The sequence below is a fragment of the Micromonospora sp. DT15 genome, assembly GCF_049841475.1.
Taxonomy (GTDB): domain Bacteria; phylum Actinomycetota; class Actinomycetes; order Mycobacteriales; family Micromonosporaceae; genus Micromonospora.
On the sequence record NZ_JBNCKJ010000022.1, the window covers coordinates 1 to 24,798 of the forward strand.

The window sequence follows — 24,798 nt, forward strand, 5'->3', positions numbered from 1 at the left end:
GCGGGGCGCGGGGCGCGGGGCGCGGGGCGCGGGGCGCGGGGCGCGGGGCGCGGGGCGCGGGGCGCGGGGCGCGGGGGCGCGGGGCGCGGGGCGCGGGGCGACGCGCCGTAGTGGCGTCGGACCTCGGCGGAAGGGGGTGGCTGTCGGTCGACGGAGCTAGGCTTGTTGTCGCGCCCCCCCGTCCGGCTGGACGAGGGGCCGCCGTCGTGTGCGTCGACTCCCCGGGAAGGATTTCCCTTGCTCACCGGTCTGTTCACCGCCGCCCTGGCCGACCCCGGGCTGGCCCGGGCGCGTGACCTGGCGCGCTCCGGTGCCGCCCAGGTCGACGGCCTCGACATCACCGCTCCGGCGGCACTGCGCCCGTTCGCCGTCGCGGCGGTCGCCGCGGACAACGACGGCGCCGGGCGACCGGTGCTGGCGGTGACCGCCACCACTCGGGAGGCCGACGACCTGGCCGCCGCGTTGGGCGGGTTGCTGCCGGCCGAGCAGGTGGTCGTCTTCCCCTCGTGGGAGACGCTGCCGCACGAGCGGCTGTCCCCCCGCTCCGACACTGTCGGCCGGCGGCTGGCCGTGCTGCGCCGGCTGGCGCACCCGGAGGCGAGCGACGCGCACGGCGGCACCGGGCCACTGCGAGTGGTCGTGGCCCCGGTCCGTTCGCTTCTCCAGCCGCAGCTGAAGGGGCTCGGCGATCTGGAGCCGGTGCAGCTCGCCGCCGGCGAGGAGGCGGACCTGGAAGAGGTCGCCCGCCGGCTGATCGACATGGCGTACGCCCGGGTCGACCTGGTCACCAAGCGCGGCGAGTTCGCGGTGCGTGGTGGCATCCTCGACGTCTTCCCGCCCACCGACGAGCACCCGTCCCGGGTCGAGTTCTGGGGCGACGAGGTGGAGGAGATCCGCACCTTCGCCGTCGCCGACCAGCGGACCATCGAGCAGGTACCGCTGCTCTGGGCACCGCCCTGCCGCGAGCTGCTGCTCACCCCGGCCGTCCGCGACCGGGCCGCCGCGCTCGCCGAGCAGCACCCCGAGCTGGCCGAGATCCTCGACAAGCTGGCCGAGGGCATCCCGGTGGAGGGGATGGAGTCGCTGGCCCCGGTGCTGGTCGGCCCCGACTCTCTGGAGCTGCTGCTGGACGCCATGCCGGCCGGCACCCACGTCCTGCTCTGCGACCCGGAGCGGATCCGCACGCGGGCGCACGACCTGGTGCGTACATCGGAGGAGTTCTTGCAGGCCAGCTGGGCCGCCGCCGCGGTCGGCGGCCAGGCCCCGGTGGACGTCGGCGCCGCCGCCTTCCGCACCCTCGGCGAGGTACGCGCCGCCGCAGGCAAGCTCGGTCAGCCGTGGTGGACGCTCTCCCCGTTCGGATTGGTGGAGGGGGAGACCGCCGAGACGAGGCAGCCGTGGGAGGACGCGCCGGAACAGGCCGCCGTCACCCCGGACGACGCCATCGCGGTGACCCTCGCCGCCCAACCGGCGCCGCTCTATCACGGCGAGACCTCGCGGGTGGTGGAGGACCTCAAGCGCTGGGCCGGCGAGGGTTGGTCGATCGCGCTGGTCTTCGAGGGGCACGGTCCCGCCCAGCGGGCGGTGGAGGTGCTGCGCGACGCCGGCCTGGGTGCCCGGTTGACCGAGGAGGTGCCGACCGCGCCCGTCCCCGGCGAGCTGGTGGTCACCTGCGGTGCGCTGAGCAGCGGGTTCGTCGACGAGGCGTCCCGCTTCGTGCTGCTCACCGGCAACGACGTGACAGGCGGTCGGGGCACCTCGACGCGGGACATGCGCAAGATGCCGAGCCGGCGGCGCAACACCATCGACCCGCTGGAGTTGAAGACCGGCGACCACGTGGTGCACGAGCAGCACGGCATCGGCCGCTACGTCGAGCTGGTGCAGCGCACCGTCAACGGCGCCAGCCGGGAATACCTCGTCATCGAGTACGCGGCCAGCAAGCGGGGCCAGCCCGGCGACCGGTTGTTCGTCCCGACCGACCAGCTCGACCAGCTCTCCCGCTACGTGGGCGGCGAGCAGCCGACCCTGCACAAGATGGGCGGCTCGGACTGGCAGAAGTCCAAGGCCCGGGCCCGCAAGGCGGTCCGGGAGATCGCCGCGCAGCTCATCCAGCTCTACGCCGCGCGCAAGGCGTCCAAGGGGCACTCGTTCGGTCCGGACACCCCGTGGCAGCGGGAGCTGGAGGACGCCTTCCCCTGGCAGGAGACGCCGGACCAGCTCGCCGCGATCGACGAGGTCAAGCGGGACATGGAGCAGACCGTCCCGATGGACCGGCTGATCTGCGGTGATGTCGGTTACGGCAAGACCGAGATCGCGGTCCGGGCGGCGTTCAAGGCGGTGCAGGACGGCAAGCAGGTGGCGGTGCTGGTGCCGACCACCCTGCTGGTTCAGCAGCACTACAACACGTTCGCCGAGCGGATGAGCCAGTTCCCGGTCCAGATCCGGCAGCTGTCCCGGTTCCAGACGGCGAAGGAGACCGAGCGCACGATGGAGATGGTCGCCGACGGCACCGTCGACATCGTCATCGGTACGCACCGGCTGTTGCAGACGGCGACCCGCTTCAAGCAGCTGGGTCTGGTGATCGTCGACGAGGAGCAGCGCTTCGGTGTCGAGCACAAGGAGCACCTGAAGACGCTGCGCGCGTCGGTCGACGTGCTCAGCATGTCGGCCACCCCGATCCCGCGCACCCTGGAGATGGCGATCACCGGCATCCGGGAGATGTCCACCATCGCCACCCCGCCGGAGGAGCGCCACCCGGTGCTCACCTTCGTCGGCGCGCAGGACGACCGGCAGGTGGCCGCGTCCATCCACCGCGAGCTGCTCCGCGACGGGCAGGTCTTCTACCTGCACAACCGGGTCGAGTCGATCGACCGGGCGGCACGGCGGTTGCGGGAGCTGGTGCCCGAGGCGCGGGTCGCGGTGGCGCACGGCCAGATGAGCGAGGACGCCCTGGAGAAGGTCATGGTCGGCTTCTGGGAGAAGGAGTTCGACGTCCTGGTCTGCACCACGATCGTCGAGTCGGGCATCGACATCCCGAACGCCAACACGCTGATCGTGGAGCGGGCCGACCTGCTCGGCCTGGCCCAGCTGCACCAGATCAGGGGCCGGGTCGGCCGGGGCCGGGAGCGGGCGTACGCCTACTTCCTCTACCCGCCGGAGAAGCCGCTCACCGAGCACGCCCACGAGCGGTTGGCGACCATCGCCCAGCACACCGAGTTGGGCGCCGGCATGTACGTGGCGATGAAGGACCTGGAGATCCGGGGCGCCGGCAACCTGCTCGGCGGCGAGCAGTCCGGGCACATCGAGGGCGTCGGCTTCGACCTGTACGTGCGGATGGTCGGCGAGGCGGTCTCCGCGTTCAAGGGTGAGCGGCCGGAGGAGGAGACCGACGTCAAGATCGACCTGCCGGTCGACGCGCACCTGCCACACGACTACGTGAGCGTGGAGCGGCTGCGCCTGGAGATGTACCGCAAGCTCGCCGAGGCGCGCGACGAGGAGCGGCTGGGCGAGGTGATCGCCGAGATGACCGACCGGTACGGCGAGCCGCCGGCCCCGGTGCAGAACCTCGTGGAGGTGGCCCGGTTCCGTCTGCTGGCCCGCCGCTACGGCCTGACCGACGTGTCCATGCAGGGCAAGCACGTACGGTTCGGCCCGCTGCCGTTGCCGGACTCGAAGCAGATGCGGCTCAAGCGCTACCACCCGGATGCCGTCTACAAGCTGGCCACCGATCAGGTCAGCGTGCCCCGACCGACCACCCGTCGGATCGGTGGCGAGCCGCTGCGTGACCAGGCGCTGCTCCAGTGGTGCGCGCAACTGCTCTCCGATGTGCTCGGTGCTCCCGCTCCACTCGCCGTCGCCGCGAGCGCCTGAGCCGGCAGTGTGCTCTCGACCAGGGGCGGTCAGCCCGCCTACGCCGTCCCTGGTCGTGGCTGAGCGAAGGTGGGGGGTGTCACAACCCGGGGTGACGGCGTGAGAGAGTGACGGCTATGCGTGCTCGCCGTCTTGCCGCCGTCGCCACTGTGGCGCTCGGCCTCGTCGCCCTCTCCGGTTGCCGTGCTGAGCCTGGTATCGCCGCTTACATCGGTGACCAGCGCATCACCGACGTTCAGGTCTCCACCGCGATGAAGGACCTGCGGACGAAGAACCCGGCGCCGGAGTCGTCCGCCAGTGGGCAGCCCGGGGCGTCGCAACCGACCCTGCCCAAGGTGGCCGACGTGGTTCGGACCATGGTGCTGACCAAGGTGTGCGAGAAGCTCTCCGCCGAGAAGAACTACCAGCCGCGCGGCCAGGTGGCTGCCGACCAGGCCGCCCAGCAGCTCGGTCTCGACCCGGAGACCGGGCACGTGCGGGAGGTGGCGAAGCTCTTCACCTGCCTGTCCGGGTTGCCGGCCGAGCCGGTCGAGCCGACCAAGGAGGAGATCGCCGACGTGATCGCCGCCGGTCGTGCGGCCGGCAAGATCCCCGCTGAGGTGACCGATGAGGCCGCCGCCCAGCAGCTCGACGGCGAGCAGCTGCGCGGCGCGCTGGCGACCAAGAGGATCCTGGCCGAGGCCGCCGGTCGCTACGACGTCACTGTCAGCCCTCGGTACCGTCCGCTCGAGTTCCCGCTGCTCAGCTTCGCCGGTGACGCACCCGCGGTGAGCGTGCCGCTGGGTGAGCCGGGCTCCGACGCGGTCACCGACATTTCCACCCCGGAGGGGCCGACCGGGGCGCCGGAGGCCGAGGGCACGGCCAGCTGAGCATGACGGCACGGATCGTCCTCCTGGTCACCTCACCCCGGTTGCCCGCCGGCCTGTTGACGGCTGCGGCCTGGGACGTCGTACGCCAGCACCCGGTGTTGGCCGGCGCGGACAGCGAGTTGACCACTGCCGTTCGCCAGGCGGGCGCCGAGGTCACAGTGGTGGACGGCCCGGCGACGCAGCCGTTGCTGGACGCGGTGGCGATGCACGGCACTGTGGTGTGGCTGGCCGGTCCGGCGGGTGACGAAGCGCTGGCCCGGGAGTTGGGTCTGCGGCTGGCCCGGCAGCCGGGGTTGGCCGAGATGGAGTTGATGTACGGCTCGTGGGATCCGCCGGGTGCCCGGCTGCTCGACGCGGTGGCCGTGCTGGATCGACTGGCCTCTCCGGGTGGTGACCCGTGGAAGCGGGCGCAGACGCACCGCAGCCTCGCCGGTTACCTGCTGGAGGAGAGCTACGAGGCGTACGACGCGATCAGCGCCGACGACACCGACGCGCTGCGCGAGGAGTTGGGCGACGTGTTGTTGCAGGTGGTGCTGCACGCGCGGCTCGCCGAGGAGTTGCCCGAGGACGAGCGGTGGACCATCGACGACGTTGCCGGTGGCCTGGTCGACAAGATGATCCGGCGTAATCCGCACGTCTTCGCCGGTGCCGAGGCGGGCAGCCTGGAGGAGATCACCGAGAACTGGGAGCGGATCAAGCGCGCGGAGAAGGCTCGGCACTCGGTGTTGGACGGGGTGGCCCTGAGCCAGCCCGCGCTGGCCCTGGCGACGCAGATCCTGGACCGTGCCGCCCGCAGGGGCGTCGACGTCCCACTCCCGTCGGCCGACACCCAGGCCGACACCGAGGCAAGCCTGGGCGTCGACCTGCTGGCCAGGGTGGCCGCCGCCCGCGAGGCAGGCATCGACCCCGAGGCAGCCCTGCGCCGCACCACCCTCGCCCACGCCGAAGCCATCCGCCAAGCCGAACCCCCCACACCCCCCACGCCCCCCACCCCCACGCCCCCCACACCCCCCACACCCCCCACACCCCCCACACCCCCCACGCCCCCCACGCCCCCCACCCCCACGCCCGCGCCCGCCAGCCCGCGTTGATCAAGAGGTTTGCGTCAGGATTCGGGTCGAGCCTGACGGAAACCTCTTGATCAACCCGATGGTGCGGGGCGGTGGGCGGAACTGGCGGCGGAGGGTGCGGCGGTCGGTAGGGTGGTGCGGTGGAAGCGTTCGGGGTGCTGGCTGAGCGGGTTGTCGAGGCTTTACTGGAGTCGCGGCCGGGGGTTGCCACCGCCGCGGGTGATCACCGCTTCGACGACCGGCTGCCGGACCTGTCCGCCGACGGGTTGGCCGCCGATCGGGCGATGCTCTTCGACGCGGCCAACGCACTGTCCGAACTGGACCCGGACTCGCTCGACGTCGACGAACAGGTCGACCACGCCCTGCTCACCTCATTCGTGGACCGGGAGCTGTTCGAGCTGACCGAGATCCGCTCGCACGAGTGGGACCCGCTGCGGCACAACCCAGGCCCGCTGCTGCACCCGTTGCTGGCCCGCCCGTACGCCCCCGCTGACGTGCGGCTGACCCAGCTTGTCGGCCGGCTCGCCGCCGTACCGGACGCTCTCGCCACCGCCCGCGCGACGCTGCGGGACATGCCACGCATCCACGCGGAGACGGCCGTCGGGCAGTTCACCGGCGCGGCCGCGCTGATCCGCGACGAGCTGCCGGCACTGCTCGCCCAGGCGCCGGGCCACCTCGACCGGGTCGAGCCGGCGGCCACCGCCGCGATCGCCGCGCTGGACGAGTTCGTCGCCTGGCTGCGCACCGGCCTGGCCGCCGATGCCGGCCCCGGCCGTGACCCGCGACTGGGCCGGCGCCGCTGGGAGGCCCGGCTCTGGCACACCCTCGACACCGAGTTGGGCGCCGCCGAGATCCAGCGTCGCGCCTGGGCCAACCTGGACCGCGTCACCGCGGAGATCCGCGAGGCCGCCGTCGAGCTGGTCGGTGGCCCGGCCGACGACGCGACGGTACGTCGGGCGTTGGACCTGCTCGCCGCCGAGCACCCGAACGACGCGACGATCGTCGAGCTGGCCGGGGTGACACTGGGCGAGGCGACCGACTTCGTCCGCGCACACGACCTGGTCACAGTGGTCGACGACCGGTGCGTCATCCAGGAGATGCCGGAGTTCGCCAGGGGGGTCGCGGTGGCGTACTGCGACGCGCCCGGCCCGCTGGAGACCGCCGTCGTGCCGACCTTCTACTGCATCGCGCCCACCCCGTCGGACTGGCCCGCGCAGCGGGTCGAGTCGTTCTACCGCGAATACAACGACCACATGATCCGCAACCTGACGGTGCACGAGGCGATGCCGGGGCACTTCCTCCAGCTCGCCCACGCCCGCCGCTACGTCGGTGGCACCCGGGTTCGCGCGCTGGCCGAGTCCGGCCCGTTCATCGAGGGCTGGGCGGTCTACGCGGAGGAGATGATGACGGGGCTCGGCTTCGGCGGTCTGCCGGTGCGCTTGCAGCAGCTCAAGATGCAACTGCGGATGACCATCAACGCGTTGCTCGACCAGTTGGTGCACGCCGAGGACCTGCCCGAGGCCGAGGCGATGGCGTTGATGACCGGGCGTGGCTTCCAGGAGGAGGGCGAGGCGGCCGGCAAGTGGCGGCGCGCCCAACTGACCTCCACCCAGCTCTCCACCTATTTCGTCGGGTACAGCGAGGTGGCCGAGATCGCCGCCGCCCGTCCGGACGGGGTGTCGGTCCGCGACTGGCACGACGCGATGCTCGCCCACGACTGCCCGCCCCCGCGCCACCTGCGCACCCTGCTCGGTCTCTGAGGAGAAACGCCGGGCCGCGCGGGTTTCAGCGCCGCCCGGCGGTCACCGTCGCGTCGATCAACCAGGGCGAGCTGGAGTACGCGGGCGGCAGTTGCGCCGGCTCGACCGGTGGGTCGGTCACGAGCCGCCGGGGCGGCGGTCGACGACATCGGCGCCGGTGGGTGGTTCGAACGCGCCCTCGTCGACGGCTGCGGAGTAGTTGCTCATCGCCAGCTCCATCGGCTTGCCGTCGACCGGTCCGGTGAAGCTGCCGAGCACGCCCTCGGTGGTCACGCAGGCGGTGAAGTCGCCGGACGACGAGCTCTGCACCGCGACGCAGGCGGCGTGGTGCCCGGCGACCGTGGTGTCACTCTGCTTGATGACCGCCTGTGGGTCGAGCGCGGCGGCGGTGAGCAGCCCGACCACCACTGGCGGCGTGACGAGGCCCTGCTGGTTGGCCTCGCCGAACAGCGTCACAGTGGGCTTGCTGCCGGGGGTGGGCGGGGTGACCAGCGTGCACTGCGGTCGGGCGCCGGTCGTCGTGCACCGGGTGACGGCCTCCGGGGTGACGGTGAGCTGCCCTCCCGGATAGGTGTACGTGGATCGCGCCGGGTCCTGCGCCTGCACGATCGCGGCGCGTTGGCCACCGGGCAACTGGTAGTCGGCCGAGTAGGTCAACTCCAGTGCCCGATCGAGCCGGGCGGCGAGGTCGTTGACGAGTTGCGAGCGGCCCATGGCGACTCCGGCGTCCTCGAATGTCTGACAGCCGGTGACCGTGAGCGACGCGATGACCGACACGGCGAGCATGCGGAGGGTGGTCGAGGCGGCGGGCATGGCGACCAGCCTGGTGGATTTGGTCCGCGCAGCGCAAACCAGTTGCCGGTTGACGCCCGGAAATCCGGGAATGTCCGTCAGTGCGGGGCGACTCGGGTGCGCGGGCGACGCCGTGCCGTTTCCCGTGGCCCGATACGCTGCGTTCAACACCTGCCTCAGCCGCACCGTCGCGGCCCACCCACGGACCGGATCACAACAACGAGGAGCGACTTAGTGGCAACCATCGAGGGAATCGTCGCCCGGGAGATTCTCGACTCGCGGGGCAACCCCACGGTCGAGGTCGAGGTCGGCCTGGACGACGGCACGGTGGCTCGCGCCGCGGTGCCCTCCGGCGCGTCCACCGGCGCGTTCGAGGCGATCGAGCTGCGCGACGGTGACGCCGACCGCTACCAGGGCAAGGGCGTGGAGAAGGCGGTCTCCAACGTCGAAGACAAGATCGTTGACCAGATCATCGGGTACGAGGCCAGCGAGCAGCGGCTGATCGACCAGAAGATGCTCGACATCGACGGCACCGACAGCAAGTCGGAGCTGGGCGCGAACGCCATCCTGGGGGTCTCCCTGGCGGTGGCGAAGGCCGCTGCCGGCAGCGCCGAGCTGAGCCTCTTCCGCTACCTGGGCGGCCCGAACGCGCACCTCCTGCCCGTGCCGATGATGAACATCCTCAACGGTGGCGCGCACGCCGACTCGAACGTCGACATCCAGGAATTCATGATCGCGCCGATCGGCGCGCCCACCTTCCGGGAGGCGCTGCGCTCGGGCGCGGAGGTCTACCACGCGCTCAAGTCGGTGCTGAAGAAGAAGGGCCTGTCGACGGGCCTCGGTGACGAGGGTGGCTTCGCGCCGAACCTGCCGACCAACGCGGCGGCCCTGGACCTGATCGCCGAGGCGGTCGAGAAGGCCGGCTACCGGCTCGGCACCGACATCGTGTTCGCGCTCGACGTGGCGGCCACGGAGTTCTTCGACAACGGCACCTACACCTTCGAGGGTGCCGCGAAGTCCGCCGAGGACATGAGCACCTACTACACCAAGCTGGCCGACGAGTACCCGATCGTGTCGATCGAGGACCCGCTGGCCGAGGACGACTGGAGCGGCTGGCAGACGCTGACCGCCTCGATCGGCGACCGGGTGCAGATCGTCGGTGACGACCTGTTCGTCACCAACCCGCAGCGCATCGCCCGGGGCATCGCGGAGAAGTCCGCGAACGCGGTCCTCGTCAAGGTCAACCAGATCGGCTCGCTGACCGAGACCCTGGACGCGGTGGACCTGGCCCACCGGGCCGGCTTCAAGTGCATGATGAGCCACCGCTCCGGCGAGACCGAGGACACCACCATCGCCGACCTGGCGGTGGCCACCGGCTGCGGCCAGATCAAGACCGGCGCCCCGGCCCGCTCGGACCGTGTCGCCAAGTACAACCAGCTGCTCCGGATCGAGGAGGAGCTGGCCGACGCGGCGCGCTACGCCGGCGCTGGCGCGTTCCCGCGCTACCGTTCGGCCTGAGACGCACGAAGCCTCGGGGGAGGGGTGTGACGATGCAGCAGCGCCGCACACCGGGTGGTCAGCGTCCCGCCCGCCGGCCGGGTCAGTCCGGTCGGCCGGGCGGTGGGCGTGCCACGCGGGGATCGGTCCGGGAGGCCGGCGTACGCGCCGAGCCGCGCGCCGCCGGTCGTGCGCCGGGTGCTGCCCGTGGCGCCGAAGGGGTGCGCTCCGCGAATCGTCCCGCCGCCGCTCGGCGTACCGCTGCCGCTGGTTCGGTGAAGCGTCTCGCCGCACCCCACCCCCGTCGCTTCACCGGCCGGGCCACAGTGCTGTTCGCGGTCCTGATCGCTCTCGCTCTGGCCTACACCTATCCGGTCCGGGTCTACCTGGACCAGCAGGCCGACATCGAGCGGATGGAGGCGGCCCAGGCGGTGCAGGAGCGCGAGATCGCCAAGCTCGCCGCCGAGGCGGCCAACTGGAAAGACGACGAGTACATCAAGACGCAGGCTCGTGAGCGGTTCTTCATGGGCGAGCCGGGCGAGAAGATAATGGTGGTTCTGCACGACCCGGAGGGCGCGGCGCGGGACGCCGGGAAGTCGGCCGGTGCGGCCCCGCCAGCCGGGCCGGTGACCTGGTACGACACGCTCTGGTCGAGCGTGCGGGCGGCGGACAGCCAGCAGCCGGGCCAGTGATCCACCGACCAGCACACCAGGAAAGATGGGCACCGTGACTGTCGTACCACCGTCGGAGCCGGCTGCGGATTCCGTTCCCCTGCCGCAGCGCGAGCCGGCCACCGAGGCCGACCTGGCTGCGGTGGCCGCGCAGCTCGGCCGGACGCCCCGGGGCACCCGCGCGGTGGCCCACCGGTGCCCGTGTGGCCTTCCCGACGTGGTGGAGACGACCCCCCGCCTCGCTGACGGCACCCCGTTCCCGACGCTCTACTACCTGACCTGCCCCCGGGCCACCGCCGCGTGCAGCCGATTGGAGTCGGCGGGGCTGATGAAGGAGATGGCGGACCGGCTGACGACGGATCCGGAGTTGGCCGCCCACTACCGGGCTGCGCACGAGGACTACCTCACCCGCCGGGAGGCGATCGGCGAGGTGCCGGAGATCGCCGGCATCTCGGCCGGTGGGATGCCGGGCCGGGTGAAGTGTCTGCACGTGCACCTGGGTCACGCGTTGGGTGCTGGCCCCGGGGTGAACCCGTTCGGCGACGAGACGTTGGAGCTGGTCGAGCCCTGGTGGTCGGCGGGGCCGTGCGTGGACGTGCCGGCGGCGGAATGAGCACGCAGGCCGCGGATCAGATCACCGTACGGCGGGCCCGCACCGGGGACGTGCGGGGCATCCGACGTCTCGTCGACACCTACACCGACGACCGGCGGCTGCTGAGCAAGGCCACCGTCACCCTCTTCGAGCAGGTGCAGGAGTTCCGGGTCGCGGTCCGGGCCGAGGACGACGTGGTGGTGGGCTGCGGCGCGCTGCACGTCATGTGGGAGGACCTGGCCGAGATTCGCACGGTGGCGGTCGACCCGTCCTGCCGGGGCCGGCGCATCGGTCACCGGCTGGTCGGTGAGCTGATCGACGCGGCCCGCGAGCTGGGCGTGGCGCGGATCTTCGTGCTCACCTTCGAGACCCGGTTCTTCGGCTCGTTCGGTTTCCGCGAGATCGACGGCGCTCCGGTGCCGCAACCGGTCTACGAGCAGTTGCTGCGCTCGTACGACGAGGGTGTCGCGGAGTTCCTGGACCTGGAGCGGGTCAAGCCGAACACGCTGGGCAACACCCGGATGCTGCTGCGCCTGTAGGTCAGGCCTTGCGGGGGTGGGCGGCGAAGAACTCCCACATCAGGTCGGTGGCGGACAGCCCCGCGGAGGGTGCGGCGAGTTGGCCCGATGTCGCTCCCGGCCAACCGTGACCCATGTCGGCGATCGTGTAGACGCTGACCTCGCTGCCGTCCGCGCAGCCCGCCACCGTGTGCGTCACCCCCGGCACCCCGGACGCCTTCGGGCTCGGCCGGCAGGTGAGCCTCTGTTGCCAGGTCTGCAGGCCGGCCTGGAAGGTCGAGGCGTAGCGGTCCATGCCGCCGATGAAGGTGATCACGGAGACCGGGCTCTTCGGCACGTAACTGTCGGCGGTGGTCAGGTTTCCGCTGTATCCACCGCTGACCACCCCGATCGCGGCGAACGTGCCGGTGCTCTCCACCGCCGCCCGGAAGCTCATGTCGCCGCCGTTCGAGATGCCGGTGAGGAACACCCGGTTCGGGTCCGCGTGCCAGGTCTGCACCAGATGGTCGGTGAGGGCCTTGAGGAAGCCGACGTCGTCCTCGCTTCCGCAGCAGATCAGCGCGTTGAAGCCGCCGCCCCGCCCGTCGGGGTAGGCGACCAGCACGTTGTCAGTGTCGGCTCTGGCGTCCAGGCCCGCCAACTCCCGCATCGACGATCCAAGGCCGGGATAGAAGTGCAGCGCGATGACCAGCGCGGAGGGTCTGCCCGGGTCGTACCCCGGCGGCGCGTGCAGCAGGTAGGTGCGGTCGAGTCCGTTGTGCCGCAGGGTGAGCTGGTGGTCACCGGCCGCCGGTCGCTCGCTCGACGCGGACGGTGAGGCTGGTGGGGCCGACGAGGGTTGCCCCCGCTCACCACAAGCTGCGGCGACGATCATCAGGCAGAACCCCGTTAACACCGCCAGTGCTCGCCGCACGCCGGCCACCCCCCGTCGACCTCACCGTCCACACTGGAGATCGTTCAGCCGCGGATCAACCCTTTCGGTCCTGGCCGAAGGCAGGCAGGCTGTTGCCATGCTTCGACTCCGGCTCGGGTCGGCCGACCTGTGCCGGGTGCGGTTCGCCGATCGGCTGCATCCGGTCGGGATCGCGCTGCTGGCTGGTCAGTGGCTGCGCGATCCCACTGTCGCGGCGATGGCGCCGACCCTGGCCGCGCGGGTGGCGGCGGCCGAGGGCACAGCTGCCGCCCAGGCTGCCACCGCAGTCCTGCGGCATCTGCTGCCCGACCGGGGACGTCTACCGGACTTCGTCACTCCCTTCGACGGCCTGGAGTCGGTGGAGGCGGGGCTGGAGGCGATCCGGGCCACCCCGGCGCGGCGGGTCCGCGCCGAGGTCACCCTCGCGTACGCGGATACGTCGGCCAGCCCACTGCGGCGACGGTTCGCGGCGGCCGACCCGGAGGTGCTGGACCTGTTCGGCGGGGCCGTGCGGACCTGGTTCGACGCGGTGCTCGAACCGCACTGGGCCGAGCTGGTGTCCGCGTACCGTCAGCAGGTGACATCCGCCAGCCAGCGGCTGGCGCAGCATGGCCTGGCCAGCCTCTTCGCCGGTCTGCACCCGGGGATCCGGTGGCGGGAGCCCGTGCTGGAGGTACGGACGTGGTGGGACGGCGATCTTCCCGGCACCGGCCACGGGATCATCCTGCTGCCCTCACCGTTGGCCGGGCCGCGGCCCCGGGTGCTCGTCGAGCAGGGTTACCCGATCCTGCTCGTCTACCCGGTGGTCATGCCCGCGCGCGGGGCTCCCGCCGCCGACGATGCCCTCGGTCGGCTGCTCGGCGTCACCCGGGCGCTGGTGCTGCGCCGACTGGCGACCGACGGGGGTTTGACCACCACCGTGTTGTCCCGGGCGGTCGGGATCAGTCTCTCCTCGGCCTCGGAGCACGCCCGCGCGCTGCGGACCGCCGGTCTGGTGACCAGTGAGCGGGAGGGCGGGGCCGTCCGACACCACCTGACCTCCCTCGGTCTGGGGTTGTTGCGGGGCCCGTCGGGCGACCCGGGCGAGTCGTGGCCCACCGCCGACCAACCCCCCGGGTGGCCGTCCGTCCTGCCGTAAGGTTGCTGCCGTGACGACGCGTGTGGCGGCCATCGACTGCGGGACCAACTCGATCCGACTGCTGGTCGCCGACCTGCCCGACGCCTCGGCCGGGCCGCAGGCACCGCTGGTCGACCTGACCCGGCGGATGGAGATCGTCCGGTTGGGGCAGGGCGTGGACCGCACCGGCCGACTGGCGCCGGAGGCGATCGAGCGGACCAGGGTGGCGTTGGCGTCGTACGCCGCGGACATCGAGAAGCTGGGCGCGCAGCGGGTGCGGATGTGTGCCACCTCGGCCTCCCGCGACGCCGCCAACGCCGCCGACTTCACCGAGATGGTGCGGGCCACTCTCGGTGTCGCGCCCGAGGTGGTCAGCGGCGACGAGGAGGCCCGGCTGTCGTTCACCGGCGCGGTGCGCGGGCTGCCCGCCGACGCGAAGGAGCCGTTCCTGGTCGTCGACATCGGTGGTGGTTCCACCGAGTTCGTTGTCGGTGACCGGGCCGCCGGAGTGCGGTCGGCGATCTCGGTGGACATCGGCTGCGTCCGGATGACCGAGCGGCACCTGCCCGGTGACCCGCCGACGCCCGAGCAGGTCGCGGCAGCACAGGCCGACATCGCCGCGGTGGTGGACCGGGCGCTCGCCGTGGTGCCCGGTCGCGAGGCGGCCACCCTGGTCGGCCTCGCCGGGTCGGTCACCACTGTCGTCGCGCTCGCGCAGGGCCTGCGGGAGTACGACCCGGAGCGCATCCACCACGCCCGGGTGTCGTACGAGGAGGTCGCCCGGGTGACAGCAGAGCTGCTGGGTCAGACCCGTGCGCAGCGGTTGGCGAACCCGGTGATGCACCCGGGCCGCGCCGACGTGATCGGTGCCGGTGCGCTGGTGCTACGCGTGATCATGGAGCAGGCCGGGATGCCGTCGGTGGTCGCCTCGGAGCACGACATCCTGGACGGCATCGCCTGGAGCCTCCAGCCAGCCACGCCGCGCTAACGGTTTGATCAACTCGCCTTCATTGAAAACGCGGTGTCCGAGCGCCTCGGATGACCCGACTTCCTGAAGACCGAGTCGATCATTGTCGCGCGGGTCTCGAGCCCCGGCCGGCGCGTCGGGGTGGATTCGTTGACGCTACTGCGCATTGCGCACTACTGTGCAATGCGTGGACACCACACAGTTGTTGAAGGGCGTGCTTGATCTGGCCGTCCTGGCCGTGCTCCGAGAGGAGGACGGTTACGGCTACGACATCCTGCGCCGGCTGCGCGAGGCCGGCCTGGAGGAGGTCGGTGACGCCTCGGTCTACGGGACGCTGCGCCGCCTCTTCGCCGCCGGCCTGCTCACCACCTACGTCGTGCCGAGCGAATCCGGGCCGCACCGCAAGTACTACTCACTCAACGCGGCGGGGCGTGACCAGCTGACCCGCTCCGGCAAGCTCTGGCGCTCCTTCGCCACCACAATGGACACCTTGCTCGACGATCGGGGGTTGGCGGCATGACCGTCGCGGAGCAGGAGATCACCGACTACGTGGCGCGGGTCCGGGCCGCTCTGGCCGACCTGCCGTCCGGGCAACGCGACGAGTTGACCGAGGATCTCGCCGACCACCTCACCGAGGTCGCCGCCGAGTCCGAGGGCACCCTGGTCGAGCGGTTGGGCGAGCCCGAGACGTACGCCGCCGAGCTGCGCGCCGCGGCCGGCGCGGCACCGGGCAGCGGGCGCAACCTCGACCAGCGGGTGGCGAGCGCGATGGCCCGGGTCCGCGGCCGGCTGCGCACCGTTGACACCCGGCTCGGCCCACCCCTGGGGTACGAGACGGCCAGCGAGTTCCTCCGACTGTTGCGCCCGGCCTGGTGGGTGCTGCGCGGCTATCTGGCGGCGATGCTGGTCACGGTGATCACCACCGGTGGCGAGTTCGGGCTCCTGCCGAGGTTCGGCGGTGAGCTGCTGGCTGGCCTGATCATGCTGATCGGCTTCGTGCTCGGCTCCATCTGGATCGGTCGTAGTTCGGCCCAGCTGACCCGCTGGCCGCGCTCGGCCGTGCAGGTCGCCAGCGTGGTGCTGGTGGTCTTCGCGTTCGCCGCGCTGATCCAGGCCGAGGACCGGATGCGTTACGGCGACTACGGCTACGACCCGACCGCTGTCGACAGCCAGTACGACCGGGTCCGGGACGTCTTCGTCTACGACAGCGAGGGTCGACTGGTGGAGAACGCCCGGCTCTTCGACCAGAACGGCAATCCGATCCGGCTCGGCTACCCGGACTGCCTGGGAGGCGCCTACGTGAACCAGGCGCTGCGGGCGTACCCGTACTGTCCGGAGCAGGCGCCCTTCGTGCCACGTGCGCCGGGCGCGCCTCTTCCGGCCGTGTCACCGGCAACCACGCCGGACCCGAGCGGCACGGTGGAGCCGACCAGCCCACCGGAGCCGAGCGGCACGCCGGAGCCGGGCGGCACGGCCGGGCAGACCGGGCCACCGCTGGGGACCGGTACGGCCACCGGCGTGCCATCGAGCGAAACGCCAACCCCCACCCCGACGAGCTGAACCACGGTGTGAACTGGATCATGCGGGTGATGCTGGGAAATGGCTGAACGGACGAGGCGAGCGGGACGGCACCGGAAATCAATGATCGTTACGGTGTCGTCTGCTCATCAACCCCTCGGAAGGAACCCCCGTGCCAGAGCAGGTCGCACCGCCCCCCGCGCCCGACGCCGCAAACCCTGAGTCGGTCGTCGAGACGCCGCAAGCGGCCGCGCCGCAGCCTGCCGTGCCCCAGCAGCGGTCGGTCGAGCCGGAGCCGGCCGCCGCGACGCCCCAAGCCGCCGCGACGCCTGTAGCCGCCGAGACGCAGGCGACCGAAACGTCGCAAGCTGCCGAGGCACAGGCGACCGAGACGCCTGTAGCCGCCGAAGCGCAGGCGACCGGGACGTCGCAGGCCGCCGAGACTCGGGCCGCCGAGACTCAGGCCGCCGAGACGTCGCAGGCGACCGAGCCGAAGGCGGAGAAGTCCGGTGCGAAGAAGGTCCTCGGCATCGTCGGCGCGATCCTCGTCGTCGTCGTCATCGCCGGCCTGAAGTTCGGTGTCGCCTCGGCGATCGGCAACTTCTTCAACAAGGACGCGACGGCGGACGCCAAGACCGGCGACTGCATCGCCGAGCTGCCCGAGGTCACCGGCACCGAGCAGGAGGAGGTCGACGGCGCCAAGGTCGTGGCGTGCACCTCCACCGACGCGGCGTACAACGTGGTCGGTCGGGTGGACGGCCAGAGCGAGGCGCAGGCGAAGGCCGACACCACCTGCACCCAGTTCTTCAAGGAGGGCCAGGAGGGGTACATCTTCTCCAGCATCGAGCCGGGCAAGACGGGCTACGTGCTCTGCCTGACCAAGAAGGTCTGACCACAGCGGTAGCTGGACATCGACGGCGGCGGGGGCAGACCCCGCCGCCGTCGGCGTACCCCGAGTCACCGGGGGGCGAACAGGAGGTGAATGCCACTGTTCCGGCGTCTTCCCGAGGGCCGCGTGGCGTGGCAGGCTACCGGCACGTAGGACCACTGGGCGACCAGCCAACGATGACTGACCGCTAGGAGGACGGCCCATGGGCGAAATGGTGAGCTACCGCAGCAACGGGGGCGCGAGCGAGGGGTATCTCGCGATACCCGCCAGCGGCACGGCCAGCCCCGCCGTCATCGTCATTCAGGAATGGTGGGGTCTGGTCCCGCACATCCGGTCGGTGGCGGACCGGTTCGCCGAGGCCGGTTTCGTCGCCCTCGCCCCGGACTTCTACCACGGTGAGACGACCAGCGAGCCGGACGAGGCGCAGCGGCTCCTGCTGGCGATGCGGATGGACGAGGCGGCGAAGGACATCGCCGGAGCGGCCGACTATCTGGCCGGGCGGCCCGAGGTCACCGGTAAGGTCGGTGCCGTGGGCTTCTGCGCTGGTGGCAGCCTGGCCCTCTGGTCGGCGACCATCTCCGAGCGGATCGTCGCGACCGCCGGTTTCTATCCCGTGCTGCCGTGGGAGTCGATGCGTCCCGACTGGGCCGACTACGCCGGCAAGGCGGCTGTCATCCACTGCTCCGAAGAAGACGGCACCTCGGCCGCCGAGGGCGTGCAGACCGCCCGGCGGGCCATCGAGGAGGCCGGCGGCGACTGCCACCTCTACGACTACCCGGGCACCTCGCACGCCTTCTTCAACGACGACCGGCCGGAGGCGTTCGACCAGCGCGCCGCTGCCAGCGCCTGGGCACGCACCCTGGAACTCTTCCGGGCCAAGCTTGGCTGAGACGCGTACCCCCGCACAGGTGGTCGCCCGCGCAGCGCGGGCGACCGACCTGGCTGACCTCGACGCGGCGGTGAGCGACTGCTTCGCCTGCCCGCGGCTGGTGCAGTGGCGGGAGGAGGTCGCCCGCACCCGCCGGGCCGCCTTCCGCGACCAGGAGTACTGGGGTCGACCGGTGCCAGGCTTCGGCACCGGTGACGCCCGGATCGCCATCCTCGGGTTGGCGCCCGCCGCGCACGGTGGCAACCGCACCGGCCGGATCTTCACCGGTGACCGCTCGGGTGACGTGCTGTTCGCCGCGCTGCACCGGGCCGGGCTGGCCAACCAGCCGACCAGCGTCGCCGCCGACGACGGGCTCACGGTGCGCGACCTGCGGATCTTCTCGGCCGTCCGGTGTGCGCCTCCGGACAACAAGCCGACCCCACTGGAACGGGACACCTGCGCACCCTGGCTGCACCGCGAGGTCACGATGATCCGGCCCACGCTGCGGGTCGTGGTCGCGCTGGGCGCGTTCGCCTGGGCCGCGTGGTGGCCGGTGCTCCGTGCGGTGTACGGGCAGCGCCCGCCCAGCCCGCGACCGGCGTTCGGTCATGGGGCACACTGGTCCGGCACGAACGCCCCGGACTTGCTCGGCTGCTACCACGTCAGTCAGCAGAACACCTTCACCGGGCGGTTGACACCAGAGATGTTGGACGATGTCTTCGGCCAGGCCAAACAGCTGGCCGGAGTGGACTGAGGCGACGCGTGGGGTGGTGGCGATGACAGACGGAACACGCCCGCCCACACCGGTACCGTCCGCCGAGCCGGGTGTGCTGCGGCCGGTGCTCGGCCTACTGCGCCGGTGGTGGCCGGTCGGCGCGGTCGCGGCCCTGCTCGCCGGTGCCGCGCTGGCGTCCGCCCACTCGTCGATCGGGGCCAGTCGCATCCCGCCGGCCGCGGACAACGTGCCGTGGGTTCCCGAGTACCCGACCGTCGAGCCGTCGCCGTCCATTCCGATCGAGCCCCGCGACGCCGGCGAGGCCACCCAGGCGCACATCCCGCAGTGGGTCGGCACCGTGGCTGTGGTCCTGCTCGCTCTGGCCATCCTCGCCGCGCTCGGCTACCTCAGCTGGGTCCTGATTCGGGGAGCGCTGCGCCGCACCACCCGGGCACTACCCGCGCAGCGGGCCCGCCGTACCGCCGAGGGCACCGCCCGCGAGGTGGTCGCCGCCCTCGACGCCGGCCTGGTGGAGCTCGACGACCGGGACACCGACCCCCGGGTGGCGGTGATCGCCTGCTGGGTGCGCCTGGAGGAGACCGCCGCTGCTGCCGGTGTGCCGAGGCTCGCGGGGGACACCCCCACCGACCTGGTCAGCCGACTGTTGCAGGGTGACCCGGCGGCGGGCGTGCCGGCCATCGCCAGCACCGATGTGCTGGCCGAGTTCGCGCACGTCTACCGGGAGGCCCGCTACGCCACCCACCCGGTCGGCGAACGCACCCGGGACCAGGCCCGCGCCGCGCTCGGTCGGCTGCGCGGAGAGCTCACCGCGGCGGTGACCTCATGAGCAGCACCAGCATCGACGATCTGCTCGCGTTCGAGGAGGAGGCCGCGCCGGCGGGTCCGCAGGCGCGCCCGTCCCGTTGGCGTCCGGTGCTGCGCTCGCTGGCGTGGGCCGCCGCGTTGGTCGCGGTCCTGCTGGTCGGCTTCCGCGCGGTGGGCCTCCAGGTCTCGCTTCCCGTACTGATCGCCGGGGTGCTCGCCGTGCTGGCGGTCCGCCGGGTCACCGCCCTGCTCGCGCCGCCACCTCCGCCGCCGCCGGCTCGCCGGGCCGGCGCGGGCGAGGAGGACGGCAGCTACAACTGGGACGCCCGGGACGCGCTGCGTGGCGCCATCAACCAGTGGGAACGGCCCCTGGACTGGTCCTCGAACCGAACCGAACGTTTCACCGAGGTGGTCCTGCCCCGGATCGGTGAACTGGCCGACGAGCGGATGCGGCTGAAACACGGCGTCACCCGTGAGTCGGATCCCGCCCGCGCCCGCGTCCTGCTGGGTGACCGCCTGTGGACGTTCCTGGAGACCCCGCCTCGCCGCACCCCGTCGCCGCGCGACCTCGCGGTGATCGTCGCCGAACTGGAGAGCATCTGATGAACGACGTGGACCGGAGCATTGCCCCCGCCGAGGTCGGGCACCTGGCTCGGGCGGTCCTGGACGCGGTCGGCACCGTGGTGGTCGGCAAGCGGGACGCGTTGGAGTTGGTCCTCGCCGGCATCCTCGCGGGCGGGCACGTGCTCCTGGAGGACCTGCCAGGGCTCGGTAAGACACTCACCGCCCGCTCGTTCGCCCAGGCCCTCGGGTTGGACTTCCGCCGGTTGCAGTTCACTCCCGACCTGCTCCCCGCCGACGTCACCGGCTCCTTCCTGTACGACCAGCGCAACGGTGACTTCACCTTCCGGGCCGGCCCGGTCTTCACCAACCTGCTCCTCGCCGACGAGATCAACCGGACGCCGCCGAAGACGCAGTCCGCGCTGCTGGAGGCGATGCAGGAGAAGCAGGTGTCGGTCGAGGGTGTGACCTACAAGCTCGACGAGCCGTTCCACGTGCTGGCCACCGCCAACCCCATCGAGTACGAGGGCACCTACCCGCTGCCGGAGGCGCAGCTGGACCGGTTCCTGCTGCGGGTCTCGTTCGGTTACCCGCAGCACGAAGAGGAGTGGGAGGTGCTGCGCCGTCGGATGAGCCGTCGCCGGGAGGAGGCGGACATCAAGGCGGTGGTCGACGCGGCGACGCTGCGGGCCATGCAGGCCGCACTGGAGGACGTGGTCGTGGAGGACTCCATCGGCCGCTACATCGTGTCGCTCACCGCTGCCACCCGGGAGCACCCGTCGGTGCTGGTCGGCGCCTCCCCTCGCGGTTCGCTGGCGCTGCTGCTGCTGGCCCGGGTCCGCGCGGTGTTCGGCGGACGGGACTACGTGGTGCCGGAGGACGTCAAGTCGGTGGCGGCCCCCGCCCTGGCCCACCGGATCACGCTGCGCCCGGAGATGTGGTTGCGCCGGGTCGACCCGGCGTTCGTGGTGGGCGAGGTGCTGGAGGCGACTCCCGCCCCGGCCAGTGGCGCGCTGCCCAGCTACGCCGCCGGCGGGCCCCGGCACTGATGACCGGACCGACAGTGCCGACGGCCACCGAGGCGGAACCGGCTGCCGGCTGGGCACCCACCCCGGCGCTCGGCCGCGCGGTGCTGCTCGCCGGCCTGCTGCTGGTGGCCGGGGTGCTGCTGGGCCGGGTGGACCTCATCGTGCTCGCCGCCCCGTTCGCGTTGGGCACCGCGTACGCGCTGCGTCGACGACCCACTGCGCTGCCACAGGTGTGGATCACCCAGGGTGACGGTGGGCCGCTGGTCGAGGGCGGTGACGTGGCTGCGGCGGTGAGCGTCGGCAACCCGGACACTGTCGACTACGACCTGGTGGTGACGCGTACCCGCGTGTCGCAGTGGCTGCGGATCGACCGGGCCGGCTTCGCCCGCGACGAGGCCGCCGACGACGGGGAGCCGAGCGTCATCCCGGGAACCGGTGCGACGGTGCCAGGCGACGGCAGGCGCCGATCCGTCGCGGACCGACCGTTCGTGACGTCGGTGCCGAGTGGCGCGGCGGTGGATCTGGAGCTGGCCGGCAAGGCCCTGCGCTGGGGCCGGCACCCGGTCGGCCCCGCCGGTGCGCGGGTCGCCACGGCCGGGGGTCTGCTGGTCTCCCGGGCGGTGATCACCGAGCCGGTACGGGTGCGGGTGTACCCCCGTACCGAGCCGTTCGAGGCGGTCGAGGCGATGCCCCGCGCCGCCGGCCTGGTCGGGGCGCACCACTCGCGCCGACCTGGAGAGGGCGGCGAACTCGCCGGCGTACGCGTCTTCGCTCCCGGTGACCGGCTGCGCCGGGTCGACTGGCGGGTCTCGTTGCGGGCCCGGCAGCTGCACGTGGCCGCCACTCTCTCCGACCGGGACGCGGAGGTGGTGGTGCTGCTCGACGTGCTCGCCGAGGCGGGCCGCTCCGGTGGGGCTGACGGTGCCGCCTCGGTGTTGGACACCACAGTCCGGGCCACCGCCGCGATCGCTGAGCACTACCTGCACCGTGGTGACCGGGTCTCGCTGCTGGAGTACGGGCCGGCCGCCCGCCGGCTCCGGCCGGCCGCCGGGCGGCGGCAGTACCTGACCGTCCTGGAGTGGTTGCTCGACGTCCGGGTCCACGCGTCCGCACACGAACCGTACGACCAGGTCTTCGGCCCGCAGTTGCTCTCGTCGGACGCGTTGGTGGTGGTGCTCACCCCGCTGCTTGACGAACGGTCGGCGCAGATGCTCGCCCGGTTGGCCCGTGGTGGGCGGTTCGTGGTGGCGGTCGACACGTTGCCGACCGACCTGGCGTCGCCGAAGGACCGGGGTTGGGCCGAGGTGGCGTACCGGCTGTGGCGCCTGGACCGGGAGACCATGATCGGGCAGCTCCGGGAGCATGGCGTACCGGTCGTGCGCTGGGCCGGTGCCGGCAGCCTGGACCAGGTGTTGCGGGACGTGGCCCGGTTGGCGACGGCCCCAAGGGTGGGTGGCCGGTGAGCGCGAGGAGTGAGCTTGCGAGCCCCGCAGTCGCGAACGGAAGGCGGGTGCGGTGAGCGCGAGGAGTGAGCTTGCGAGCCCCGCAGTCGCGAACGGAAGGCGGGCGCGGTGAGCGCTCTGGTGGAGCGGGTTCGGGCGGCGCAGTACGCCGTCGCTCGCGTCAGCGTGGCCCCGCTGCTGGTCCGGGTGGGGATCTTCGTCATCGTGTTTGCCGGGTTCGCTCTGGCGTTCCCCGCGGAGGTGCTTTCCGGCCGGTCGATCTTCTTCCTGGCGGTGGCCGCCCTGTTGCCCGCGTTCGGGCCGCGCAAGGTCTGGACGACTTTCACGGCGTTGGTCACGGTGGGCGGTTGGTTGCTCGCCACCGATGGGTACGGCCGTCCGGTGGCCCTCTGGCGGCTGCTCGCCGTCGCGGCCCTGCTCTACCTGGGTCACACCCTCTGCGCGCTGGCCGCGTTGCTGCCCTATGACGCGATGGTGGACCCCGAATTGATCACCCGGTGGTTGGTGCGGTCGTCGGCCGTGCTGTTGGGTTCCGCAGTGCTCGGAGTGCTGTTGTTGCAGGCGACGGGGACGGGCGGGGGTGCCGGACACCAGTGGGTGACAGTGCTGGGGCTGCTGATGGCGGTGGGGACGGCAGTGTTGCTGGGCTGGCTCCTGCGACGTCGGTGACCACTGCGTTCCGAGGGTTACGCAGGTCACATGGGTTGTGCTCCGTCACAGATGGGGGCCGCGAGCGGGATTACCTGAGCCGGCCGGGGAAAGATAGACAACGTGAATCCGAAGCGGATCCTTGTGGTTGGTGCAGGGCACGTCGGTCTGTACGCGGCGCTGCGCCTGTCGAAGAAGCTCAGCTCCCGTGAGGCTGAGGTCATGGTGGTTGACCCCCAACCCCACATGACCTATCAGCCGTTCCTGCCGGAGGCGGCGGCGGGCAACATCTCCCCGCGGCACTCCGTGGTGCCGCTGCGACGGGAGTTGCGCCGGTGCAAGATGGTGGCCGGCACGGTCACGCGGATCGAGCACGACCGCAAGGTGGCCACCGTCCAGCCGATCAGCGGCCCGGCCCGGGAGATCACCTACGACCACGTGATCGTGGCCCCGGGTTCGGTCTCCCGCACCCTGCCGATCCCCGGTCTGCACGAACAGGGCATCGGGTTCAAGACCATCGGCGAGGCGATCTACCTGCGCAACCACGTGCTGGATCGGCTCGACGTGGCGGCCGCCACGCCGGATCCGGACGTCCGCCGTTCGGCGCTGACCTTCACCTTCGTCGGCGGTGGGTACGCCGGCATCGAGGCGCTCGCCGAGATGGAGGACATGGCTCGCGACGCCCTGCGGTACTACCCGGAGCTCAAGCAGGACGAGGTCCGCTGGGTCCTGGTCGAGGCCACCCAGCGGGTGCTGCCCGAGGTCGACCGGGACATGGGTGCGTACACCGTGCAGCAGTTGATGAAGCGCAACATGGACATCCGGCTGGACACCCGCCTGGAGTCCTGCGTCGACGGGGTGGTGAAGCTCTCCGACGGTGACAGCTTCCGCTCCGACACGATCGTCTGGACCGCCGGTGTGAAGCCGTCGCCGATGCTGGACTCGACCGACTTCCCGCGCGACGACCGTCGACGGATCACCTGCCTGCCCACGCTCCAGGTGATCGACGGTGACCGGGTGCTCGAGGGCGCCTGGAGCGCCGGGGACTGTGCCGCCGTGCCGGACCTGACCAAGGAGCCGGGCAACTTCTGCTCGCCGAGCGCTCAGCACGCGGTGCGCCAGGCCGCCCGGATGGCCGACAACATCGCGGCTGTGATCCGGGGTCGCGAGCCGGTGAACTACAAGCACAAGCACGTCGGCAGTGTGGCGAGCCTCGGCCTGCACAAGGGCGTGGCCCAGGTGTATGGGATCAAGATGACCGGTTGGCCGGCCTGGGTGATGCACCGGACGTACCACATGAGCCGGATCCCGTCGTTCAACCGGAAGGTCCGCGTCGTGGTGGACTGGTCGTTGGCGTTCTTCCTCAAGCGCGAGGTGGTCGCCCTGGGCCAGCTGCACGACCCGCGCGAGGAGTTCGTCGAGGCCTCCCAGCCGGTCGGCGCGCCCCGCGTCTGACCAGAGACAGACGCCAACCCCGTCGATCTTGCACTTCCGGATGCCGTGATGCGCCTTCTGGTGCGTCTTGTCCGGACAGAAAGTGCAAGATCGGCGGGGTTTTGGCTGGTCTAGATGTACTGCCCAGGCACGTTGGTTGAGGTTGTGTGACGACACGACCTGACGGATCTTGATCGGCGAGGACCTCCTGTC

General features: G+C 71.7%; 22 protein-coding genes and 1 pseudogene. 21 read left to right on the top strand and 2 right to left on the bottom strand.

Annotated features, from left to right (window positions below; genetic code table 11):
• The first annotated feature begins 237 nt into the window (after window positions 1–237).
• From mfd to ACLQ3F_RS31310, 4 genes and pseudogenes are all read left to right on the top strand, one after another.
• On the top strand, window positions 238–3,870 hold the full coding sequence (gene mfd, locus ACLQ3F_RS31295; protein ID WP_425853277.1) for a transcription-repair coupling factor: 3,633 nt from the start codon (window positions 238–240) through the stop codon (window positions 3,868–3,870).
• Between the two features lie 116 nt (window positions 3,871–3,986).
• Entirely contained in the window at window positions 3,987–4,739 is a 753-nt protein-coding gene (locus ACLQ3F_RS31300; RefSeq protein WP_357205176.1) for a hypothetical protein, read from the top strand.
• Between the two features lie 2 nt (window positions 4,740–4,741).
• Window positions 4,742–5,713: pseudogene (locus ACLQ3F_RS31305) on the top strand (nucleoside triphosphate pyrophosphohydrolase); the annotation flags it as partial.
• Between the two features lie 236 nt (window positions 5,714–5,949).
• Window positions 5,950–7,569: a DUF885 domain-containing protein gene (locus ACLQ3F_RS31310; protein ID WP_425853279.1), complete on the top strand. Its 1,620-nt coding sequence runs from the start codon at window positions 5,950–5,952 to the stop codon at window positions 7,567–7,569.
• 117 nt (window positions 7,570–7,686) lie between these two features.
• On the opposite strand, the gene ACLQ3F_RS31315 is transcribed toward ACLQ3F_RS31310, so the two are convergent.
• Window positions 7,687–8,382, bottom strand: a complete 696-nt coding sequence (locus tag ACLQ3F_RS31315; RefSeq protein ID WP_425853281.1) for a hypothetical protein — start codon at window positions 8,380–8,382, stop codon at window positions 7,687–7,689.
• A gap of 213 nt (window positions 8,383–8,595) precedes the next feature.
• Here ACLQ3F_RS31315 and eno point away from each other — a divergent pair, with 213 nt between their 5' ends.
• Genes eno through ACLQ3F_RS31335 form a run of 4 tightly spaced genes read left to right on the top strand, consistent with a single transcriptional unit; the run spans window position 8,596 to window position 11,660 of the window.
• The gene (eno, locus tag ACLQ3F_RS31320) at window positions 8,596–9,879 is read left to right on the top strand and encodes a phosphopyruvate hydratase (protein ID WP_269681111.1); all 1,284 of its coding nucleotides are present in this window, start codon (window positions 8,596–8,598) and stop codon (window positions 9,877–9,879) included.
• 32 nt (window positions 9,880–9,911) lie between these two features.
• Window positions 9,912–10,550: an FtsB family cell division protein gene (locus ACLQ3F_RS31325; RefSeq protein ID WP_357226576.1), complete on the top strand. Its 639-nt coding sequence runs from the start codon at window positions 9,912–9,914 to the stop codon at window positions 10,548–10,550.
• A gap of 34 nt (window positions 10,551–10,584) precedes the next feature.
• On the top strand, window positions 10,585–11,142 hold the full coding sequence (locus tag ACLQ3F_RS31330; RefSeq protein ID WP_124861646.1) for a DUF501 domain-containing protein: 558 nt from the start codon (window positions 10,585–10,587) through the stop codon (window positions 11,140–11,142).
• Window positions 11,139–11,660 carry an amino-acid N-acetyltransferase gene (locus tag ACLQ3F_RS31335; protein ID WP_357264649.1) on the top strand — a complete coding sequence of 174 codons (522 nt, stop codon included), beginning with the start codon at window positions 11,139–11,141 and terminating at the stop codon, window positions 11,658–11,660. The genes ACLQ3F_RS31330 and ACLQ3F_RS31335 overlap by 4 nt, the downstream gene beginning before the upstream one ends.
• Before the next feature lies 1 nt (window position 11,661).
• On the opposite strand, the gene ACLQ3F_RS31340 is transcribed toward ACLQ3F_RS31335, so the two are convergent.
• On the bottom strand, window positions 11,662–12,552 hold the full coding sequence (locus ACLQ3F_RS31340) for an alpha/beta hydrolase family esterase (RefSeq protein ID WP_425853284.1): 891 nt from the start codon (window positions 12,550–12,552) through the stop codon (window positions 11,662–11,664).
• Between the two features lie 97 nt (window positions 12,553–12,649).
• On the opposite strand from ACLQ3F_RS31340, the gene ACLQ3F_RS31345 reads away from it, so the two are divergent.
• The 13 genes from ACLQ3F_RS31345 (at window position 12,650) to ACLQ3F_RS31405 (ending at window position 24,606) form a co-directional block, all read left to right on the top strand.
• Window positions 12,650–13,690, top strand: a complete 1,041-nt coding sequence (locus tag ACLQ3F_RS31345) for an ArsR/SmtB family transcription factor (RefSeq protein WP_425853286.1) — start codon at window positions 12,650–12,652, stop codon at window positions 13,688–13,690.
• A gap of 22 nt (window positions 13,691–13,712) precedes the next feature.
• Entirely contained in the window at window positions 13,713–14,657 is a 945-nt protein-coding gene (locus ACLQ3F_RS31350; protein ID WP_357205212.1) for a Ppx/GppA phosphatase family protein, read from the top strand.
• A 166-nt stretch (window positions 14,658–14,823) separates the two neighbouring features.
• Window positions 14,824–15,156 carry a PadR family transcriptional regulator gene (locus ACLQ3F_RS31355; RefSeq protein ID WP_088986312.1) on the top strand — a complete coding sequence of 111 codons (333 nt, stop codon included), beginning with the start codon at window positions 14,824–14,826 and terminating at the stop codon, window positions 15,154–15,156.
• Window positions 15,153–16,196, top strand: coding sequence for an HAAS signaling domain-containing protein (locus ACLQ3F_RS31360; RefSeq protein WP_425853288.1), 1,044 nt, complete (start codon window positions 15,153–15,155; stop codon window positions 16,194–16,196). The genes ACLQ3F_RS31355 and ACLQ3F_RS31360 overlap by 4 nt, the downstream gene beginning before the upstream one ends.
• Window positions 16,197–16,326: 130 nt before the next feature.
• Window positions 16,327–17,046: an LppU/SCO3897 family protein gene (locus ACLQ3F_RS31365; RefSeq protein WP_425853290.1), complete on the top strand. Its 720-nt coding sequence runs from the start codon at window positions 16,327–16,329 to the stop codon at window positions 17,044–17,046.
• A 199-nt stretch (window positions 17,047–17,245) separates the two neighbouring features.
• A complete protein-coding gene (locus ACLQ3F_RS31370) occupies window positions 17,246–17,932 on the top strand; it encodes a dienelactone hydrolase family protein (protein WP_357205206.1) in 687 nt (228 codons plus the stop codon).
• Window positions 17,933–17,951: 19 nt separating this feature from the next.
• A complete protein-coding gene (locus ACLQ3F_RS31375; RefSeq protein WP_357264585.1) occupies window positions 17,952–18,665 on the top strand; it encodes a uracil-DNA glycosylase in 714 nt (237 codons plus the stop codon).
• 22 nt (window positions 18,666–18,687) lie between these two features.
• Window positions 18,688–19,473 (top strand): DUF4129 domain-containing protein, encoded by a 786-nt coding sequence (locus ACLQ3F_RS31380; protein WP_425853292.1) that lies wholly within the window; start codon window positions 18,688–18,690, stop codon window positions 19,471–19,473.
• Window positions 19,470–20,054: a hypothetical protein gene (locus tag ACLQ3F_RS31385; RefSeq protein WP_357207098.1), complete on the top strand. Its 585-nt coding sequence runs from the start codon at window positions 19,470–19,472 to the stop codon at window positions 20,052–20,054. Before ACLQ3F_RS31380 ends, ACLQ3F_RS31385 begins: the two co-directional genes overlap by 4 nt.
• A complete protein-coding gene (locus tag ACLQ3F_RS31390; protein WP_091394243.1) occupies window positions 20,054–21,061 on the top strand; it encodes an AAA family ATPase in 1,008 nt (335 codons plus the stop codon). The genes ACLQ3F_RS31385 and ACLQ3F_RS31390 overlap by 1 nt, the downstream gene beginning before the upstream one ends.
• Window positions 21,061–22,503 carry a DUF58 domain-containing protein gene (locus ACLQ3F_RS31395; protein ID WP_425853294.1) on the top strand — a complete coding sequence of 481 codons (1,443 nt, stop codon included), beginning with the start codon at window positions 21,061–21,063 and terminating at the stop codon, window positions 22,501–22,503. Before ACLQ3F_RS31390 ends, ACLQ3F_RS31395 begins: the two co-directional genes overlap by 1 nt.
• A gap of 108 nt (window positions 22,504–22,611) precedes the next feature.
• Window positions 22,612–23,172 carry a hypothetical protein gene (locus tag ACLQ3F_RS31400; protein ID WP_357264588.1) on the top strand — a complete coding sequence of 187 codons (561 nt, stop codon included), beginning with the start codon at window positions 22,612–22,614 and terminating at the stop codon, window positions 23,170–23,172.
• 102 nt (window positions 23,173–23,274) lie between these two features.
• A complete protein-coding gene (locus ACLQ3F_RS31405) occupies window positions 23,275–24,606 on the top strand; it encodes an NAD(P)/FAD-dependent oxidoreductase (RefSeq protein ID WP_425853296.1) in 1,332 nt (443 codons plus the stop codon).
• Window positions 24,607–24,798: the final 192 nt, after the last annotated feature.